General features: G+C 37.1%; 1 protein-coding gene. It reads right to left on the bottom strand.

The window, feature by feature from the left end; translation table 11 throughout:
- On the bottom strand, positions 1 to 926 hold a 926-nt coding region (locus ACYVTD_RS13785; protein WP_461248302.1), incomplete at both ends, for a transglycosylase domain-containing protein.

Here is a 926-nt window from a genome sequence, read left to right as displayed (position 1 = left end):
AGTTTAGGAAAATTCTTATCATTAGCATAAACTTCATCTGCAATTCCCTGAATGTCAGGGTCAACACAAGCATAAATTTTAAGCCCGCCAGAATAAAGCAATTTAGCTGCAGCAGATTCGCTATATCCATTCTTCTCTTGCAAATCATTCATAACATCTGTTATAACCTGATCAGCATAATAGCTTTGCACGTTAGCATCTTTGTTTTTACTAGCCAATTTAGTCTTAGTATTTTTAGCGTCTTTATATTCCTTTTCTGTTATGTATCCAAGCTGAAACATTTTTTGCAAAACCATATCCCTTTTTTCCACAGCCGCATCATAATGTCTAAACGGATCATATTTAGATGGATATTGAGTAATTCCTGCAATCAAAGCACATTCATCCAAAGACAAACGCGAAACGTCCTTGCCAAAATACAATAACGACGCCGTCTTAACACCATTACAACCTTGGCTCAAATATATAGTATTAAGATACATCTCTAGTATTTGTTCTTTTGACATCCTGCGCTCAAGCTGCAAGGCCTGCAAGATCTCTTTAACTTTTCTCCCTGCTTTAACTTCGTTGTCCCCAGTAACATTTTTAATCAGCTGCTGAGTAAGCGTACTAGCACCTCTTCCTCCCGGACGACGCAATATGTAATCAAAAGCCGCTTTAGATGTTGATTTTAGATCAAACCCTGGATGTTTATAAAAACGTTCATCCTCGATAGAAACAACTGCGTTTTGCAAGTTAGGCGGAATTTCAGTTATATCAACCCAAACTCTATTTTCCGAGCCTTTTAACGTTTCGTATTCGTATTCCTGCCCCTTGCTATCAATCGCGTATATAAATGAAGTATATTTAAGGCTAAGCTTACCGACAGTAATGTTTTTGGTAATATTTATAACTCCAAAAATAGTCGGAAGCACGATAACCAAACC

This window comes from Treponema sp. R6D11 (assembly GCF_054786075.1).
This window is presented reverse-complemented; position numbering and strand designations above follow the sequence as displayed.